This window comes from Gemmatimonas sp., from assembly GCF_044376735.1.
In the GTDB taxonomy this organism is placed as follows: domain Bacteria; phylum Gemmatimonadota; class Gemmatimonadetes; order Gemmatimonadales; family Gemmatimonadaceae; genus Gemmatimonas.
Genome location: NZ_JBILKJ010000162.1, coordinates 1 through 5,703 on the forward strand (window position 1 = coordinate 1; position 5,703 = coordinate 5,703).

Sequence of the window (5,703 nt, forward strand, 5' to 3'; positions counted from 1 at the left end):
CGGCGCGGTCAAGGCGGTGGACGGCGTCTCCTTCGACGTGAACGCCGGCGAGACGCTCGCGCTGGTGGGGGAGTCGGGGTGCGGCAAGACGACGACCGGCCGGTCGATTCTGCGCCTGATCGAGCCGACATCGGGCACAGTGCGCTTCGATGGCACCGATGTGCTGGCGCTGCGCGGCGAAACGCTACGGCGCATGCGGCGGCGCATGCAGATCATCTTTCAGGATCCCTACGGCTCCCTCAATCCGCGCATGACCGTGGGCGCCGCGATCAAGGAAGGGCTGATCGTACACGAACTCGCCGAAGGTGCCGCGGCCGACCGTCGTGTGTCCACGCTGCTCGACGAAGTGGGGCTGCGCCCGGAGTACGCGGCGCGGTATCCGCACGAGTTTTCCGGCGGCCAGCGTCAGCGCATCGGCATCGCACGCGCCCTCGCCGTGGAGCCGTCGTTCATCGTGTGTGACGAACCCGTCTCCGCGCTCGACGTGAGCGTGCAGGCGCAGGTCGTGAACCTGTTGCGCGATCTGCAGCGCGAGCGCGGGCTGTCGTATCTGTTCATCGCCCACGATCTCGCGGTTGTCGCCCACATGGCCGATCGCGTCGCGGTGATGTATCTCGGCCGCATCGTCGAACTCGCACCGCGTCGCACCATCTTCAGCACGCCGCTGATGCCGTACACGCAGGCACTGCTGTCGGCGGTGCCCGTGCCCGACCCGACCGCCAAGCGCCAGCGCATTCTGTTGCCGGGTGATCCGCCGTCGCCGGCGAATCCACCGAGCGGCTGCGTGTTTCATCCGCGATGCCCCAATCCGCTCAAGGATGCGGAATGCACGCGTGTGGTCCCACCGCTCGAAGAAAAGTCCCCCGGGCACTTCGTGGCCTGCATCAAGCAGCCGCTTCTCCACCCTTCATCCAACGCGTCGTGACGCCTCCCCCGCTTCGTACGGACTCGTCCGCACCGAACCCCGCCAACGATCGCGCGTTCTTCGGTCATCCGCGCGGACTCGGTCTGCTCTTCATGACCGAGATGTGGGAGCGCTTCTCCTTCTACGGCCTACGTCCGCTGCTGGTGCTGTTCATGGCGGCCGCGCTCGCCGACGGCGGCTTCGGCTTCGACCGTCCGGCAGCATCGGCCATCGTCGGCATCTATGCGGCGTCGGTCTATCTCGCGTCGCTGCCCGGTGGCTGGATTGCCGATCGGTGGCTCGGACTGCGGCGTTCCATTCTGATCGGCGCCATGCTGATCACCTCGGGGCACTTGTCGATCGGCGTTTCCGGCGTAGCCGGCGCGGGCGTGGGCAAGATCTTCTTCTTCCTCGGGTTGGTGCTGATCGTGCTCGGCACCGGACTGCTGAAGCCGAACATCTCCGCCATCGTCGGCGACCTGTACCCCGAGGGCGGCGCGCGACGTGATGCCGGCTTCTCGATTTTCTACATGGGGATCAACATCGGCGCGTTCGCCGGTACGCTGGTGACCGGCTATCTCGGTGAGCGGGTCAGTTGGCACTGGGGCTTCGGAGCCGCGGGCATCGGAATGCTCTTCGGCTTGCTCATGTTCTGGCTCAAGGCGAAAGACATGCTCGGAGGCCTCGGGCAGGACATCGTGCGCGATCCCGACCCCGTCGTGCAGGCGAAGCGCGAGGGGGCAGTGCGCAACGCTACCGTCGGCGGACTGGCCGTGCTCGCGCTCGTGTTCGTGTTGGCCAGCATCGGCGCCGTCACGCTCGATCCGCAGGCCATCGGCGGCGCCATGACGTTTGTCCTCGTCGGGATCGCCGTGGCGTTCTTCGGCTTCCTCTTCGCGTTTGGCGGACTCACCCGCGACGAGAAGCTGCGCTCCGGCGTGATCTTCGTGCTGTTCGTGTTCGCGGCCATCTTCTGGGCGGCGTTCGAGCAGGCGCCGACCTCATTGCAGCTGTTCGCCAACGACTTTACCGATCGGAACCTCTTCGGCTTCGAGGTTCCTGCCACGTGGTTTCAGTCGATCAATGCGGCGTTCATCATTCTCTTTTCGCCGCTCTTCGCCGCGCTCTGGATCATGCTCGCGAAGCGCAACATCGATCTCTCCAGCCCCACCAAGTTCGCGCTCGGTCTCGCGCTGGCCGGCGTCGGCTTTCTCGTCATGGTGTTCGCAGCCAACACCGTCGTCGCCAGCGGTGGCACGGTGCTGGTGTCGCCGTGGTGGCTGATCGCGAGCTACCTGTTTCAGACACTGGGCGAGCTCTTTCTGAGCCCCGTCGGCCTGTCGTCGATGACCAAGCTCGCGCCGCGTCGCTACGTCGGGCAGATGATGGGCATCTGGTTTCTGGCCACGTCCGTCGGCAACCTGGTGGCGGGTCTCGTGGGCGGACATGTGGACCCGACCAAGCTCGAACAGACGCCGCTCGTGTTCAGCGGCACTGCCATCGCGCTCTTCGGTGCCACCGTGGTGCTCGCGCTCATGATCGTGCCGATCCGGCGCATGATGGCGACCGCGAAGTAGTTCGCGCGGTCCGGGCGTCCGCTACGGCCAGGAGAAGAGGCTGGACGGCGCGGTACGTTCACGCCCAGCCTGCACTTCGCCCGGGTCGTTCCAGAACACGCGCGACCGATCGACACTCGTGAATCGCACTTCGAACCGGCGCCGCGGATCGGAACCGACCGGCAGCGCGAAGTCCACGCGCCACAGCCGCCGCGAACGCGGCGGCACGGCGGCGAGCACCGAGAAACCGACCGCTCCCCGCCACGGCGTCTCGAGCGAATACGGCACCGACTGCTCGCCCCAGAGCCGACCAGCCTCGGCAAATCCGGCCAAGCCCACATCGGCCACGTTGAGCCGGGTGGGGACCACGAGCCGCTGCTCCGCGCGAAACACCAAGCGCCGTGCGCCCGCCTGACTCGAGCGGCGATGGCCCATGATGCCGCCGTCGCGGTCAGCGAGCGACAACTGGAAGGGCACCCGCATGTCGCGACCCGCGCTCCACTCGGACTCCACCACCGTGGTCTGACGAACGGCCGGGCGGAAGTACCACGCCAGTCGGCCGCTGGTCACGAAATTGTCCCACGCCTTCGTGTCCCGATCGTAGCGCGCTTCGGTCACCCCCTGCAGCCCGACGAAGCTGCGCGCGCCGCCGTAGCCGCCATACAGATTGGCGGCCACGAACGCATCGCGGTCGCGCGCCTGCCGCACGGGAATCGAGTAGCCGGCCACCAGTCCGAGCTGCATGCCCACCCGAACGTCCTGCGCGCCGTTGAGCGCGTCGAAGCCTTCCACTCGGACGAAGCGAATCGCCCGGACGCCGAGCAGCGCGTTGGCCCGAACGACGCGTTGCGCGCGGAAGGTCGGTACGGGGGCCCCGGTCGTGTCTGCCTGCACGCCATCGCGCGTGAGCAGCAGCGATTGCCCGTCGGTGCGCTGCGCCTCACGCGTAATCGAGGCGCCGATCAGTCGCAGCCGACCCACCGGACCCACGCGCGCAATGGCGCCGACATTGGCGAATTCGCGACGTACCGTGAGCGCATTGCGCGGCAGCTCACCGCGGCGGAATTCCATCGGTTCGCGGGTCCCACTCAGACTGCCGACCCAGGCGTACCGCTGCAGGTCGGTGTAGTAGGGGCGAATCAGCTCCAACCGCATGTCCTGCCCGAATCGATTGCGCTGCGCGGCAAGGCGGAATTCGTTGCGTCCCTGTCCGAACGCATAGTTCTCCAGGTTCACGCCCAGCACATCGTTGTAGGCGCGGCCATCGCGCCAATTGATCGCCGCCAACGTCGCCGACCCGCCGAGGTTCGAGTCGCCGAAGCGCATCCCGCGCAGCATCGGCGACTGCGCTTGCAGCGTCGGCTCGAACACCAGGCTGAAATCGTCGCGCGTTTCGACCTCGAGCCGTACGCCGCCCGCCTCATCGTCGTACACGCGGATCCGGGCGTCCACGAGGAAGGGCTGGGCGCGCATGATGCGCTCCGATTCCGCGCGGCGAATCTGGTTGCAGGGCTCCCCAACCTTCAGCAGGAGAAACCGGCGCACCACATCGTCTTGCGTGTTCACATGGGTCCGGCGCACGGTACGGCGCACCCACTCGAGCCGGGTCGGCAGGCGGTCCGTGAACGGCGGCTGCGTGATGACGATGATGTCGCTGATCGGCTGCCCTGCGCAGCCCGCGACCGGCAAGCGGCCTCGGCCCGACACCGGGGGTTGCTTCTGCCCGTTGGCGCGCACCCCCTGTCCGGCCATGGCGTGCCAGGGCAGACCGAACACCAGACACACCAACGCCACCACGCGCCGCTGGATCACTTGCCCATTCGGCGCTTCAGGGCCGCCAACCGCTGTTCGGCATCCGCTTCGCGCTCGGCGCGCGTGCGGCGCGCCGGTGCCTCCCCCATCGGGTTCCCCATCGGGCTTCCCGTAGACTCGTCGCCCGCGGCGATGATGCCGTCGTCGAGCGCCGACTCGGCAGCCCCGTCGTCCGGCTTCGCCGCCGGCTCCGGCGACCGCGCCCCGGGCGCCACCCCCGACAGGATCAGGCGCAGCTCAGACGACATCTCCTCGTACTCGCGCTCGGCGAGGGAGAGTTCCTGCTGCTGCACCATCTGCTTTACCTCGAGCATCGCGACGCGTTCCTGATGTTGGACCGCAAACCGCTCGGCGATCGCCACCGTTTCCTGATCGTCGATCTGCGCAGCCAGCCCCTGCCGGCGGCGTACGGTGGCAAGCTCGGTACGCTCCGCGTCGAGACGGGCCGTGGTCGTCGCCAGGGATGCGCGCAGATCGCTCAGCCCGAGCTTGGCGTGGACCAGCGCATCGCGCATGGCCTCCGTCATCGTGCGGCGTTCCTCTTGGCTCAGGCGCGCGGAGAATCCGCGCAGGGCGTCGCGAAGCGGTTCAAACATGGGCGGGAAAGAGATCCGGGAAGCTACCCGTGGGACATCCGAAGGATAGTCGCGGCTCATTGGCCCGCCCACCACCGCCGGAGGCCGCGGTCTGTTATTATCGAACGCATCCCTGTCTGCCAGCGTTCTTCCTGTTGGCTCGCGCGTCCCGCTACCGGCTCCCGTGCTCTACCTCGCTATTCCGGCACACAACGAGGTCGCCACCATCGGCGTCCTGCTTTGGCGGATCCGCACCGTCCTCGCTGAGTTCCCCCGCGAGTACGAGGTCGTCGTGTACGATGATGCGAGCTCCGACGAGACGGCCGAGGTGGCGGAGCAGTACGCGAACGCGATGCCGGTGACCGTGCTCCGCGGCGCCACGCACGTCGGGTACGCCGGCACCCTCGACGCACTGATCCGGTACGTCTCGGCGCAAACGCGCTACCCGCGCCGCGACGCCATGATGCTGATCCAGGGGGATTTCACCGATCCCCCGGGCATCGTTCCCGAGTTCGCCCGGCGCTTCGAAGGCGGCGCCGACCTCGTGGTGGGAGAGCGGATGGTGGTGGCCGACGCGCCCACGCCGGTGCGGCGGTTGTTCAAGGCGGCCCACTGGGTCATGCGTCCATTCGTGCGGGTGCACGGGGTGAATGACCTGACGGCCACCATGCGCCTGATCCGGATTTCCGCCCTGCGCGATCTCGTGCGGCAGGCCGGCTCCGACGCGATCTGCGTTGGCGATTCGTGGACCGCGAACGCCGATCTGTTGCTGAAGCTGGTCCCGCTGGCCCGTCGGGTGGAGTCGGTCCCCATGGAACCGACGTATGGCGTACGCATGCGCGACACGCGCCGCGTG

Annotated in this window: 5 protein-coding genes; 3 read left to right on the forward strand and 2 right to left on the reverse strand. The window is 67.8% G+C overall.

Annotated elements, in window-relative coordinates; all coding sequences use genetic code 11:
* The coding region (locus ACIRA7_RS14400; RefSeq protein WP_396221544.1) for an ABC transporter ATP-binding protein at positions 1-925 on the forward strand (925 nt) is incomplete at its 5' end.
* On the forward strand, positions 922-2,481 hold the full coding sequence (locus ACIRA7_RS14405) for a peptide MFS transporter (RefSeq protein WP_396221545.1): 1,560 nt from the start codon (positions 922-924) through the stop codon (positions 2,479-2,481). The genes ACIRA7_RS14400 and ACIRA7_RS14405, both read left to right, overlap by 4 nt.
* A gap of 21 nt (positions 2,482-2,502) precedes the next feature.
* Here ACIRA7_RS14405 and ACIRA7_RS14410 read toward each other — a convergent pair whose 3' ends face one another.
* Both ACIRA7_RS14410 and ACIRA7_RS14415 read right to left on the reverse strand, forming a co-directional pair.
* A complete protein-coding gene (locus tag ACIRA7_RS14410; protein ID WP_396221546.1) occupies positions 2,503-4,272 on the reverse strand; it encodes a hypothetical protein in 1,770 nt (589 codons plus the stop codon).
* Positions 4,269-4,868 (reverse strand): hypothetical protein, encoded by a 600-nt coding sequence (locus ACIRA7_RS14415; RefSeq protein WP_396221547.1) that lies wholly within the window; start codon positions 4,866-4,868, stop codon positions 4,269-4,271. The genes ACIRA7_RS14410 and ACIRA7_RS14415 overlap by 4 nt, the downstream gene beginning before the upstream one ends.
* A 163-nt stretch (positions 4,869-5,031) precedes the next feature.
* Between ACIRA7_RS14415 and ACIRA7_RS14420 the strand changes: the two genes are divergently transcribed.
* On the forward strand, positions 5,032-5,703 hold a 672-nt coding region (locus ACIRA7_RS14420), incomplete at its 3' end, for a glycosyltransferase family 2 protein (protein ID WP_396221548.1).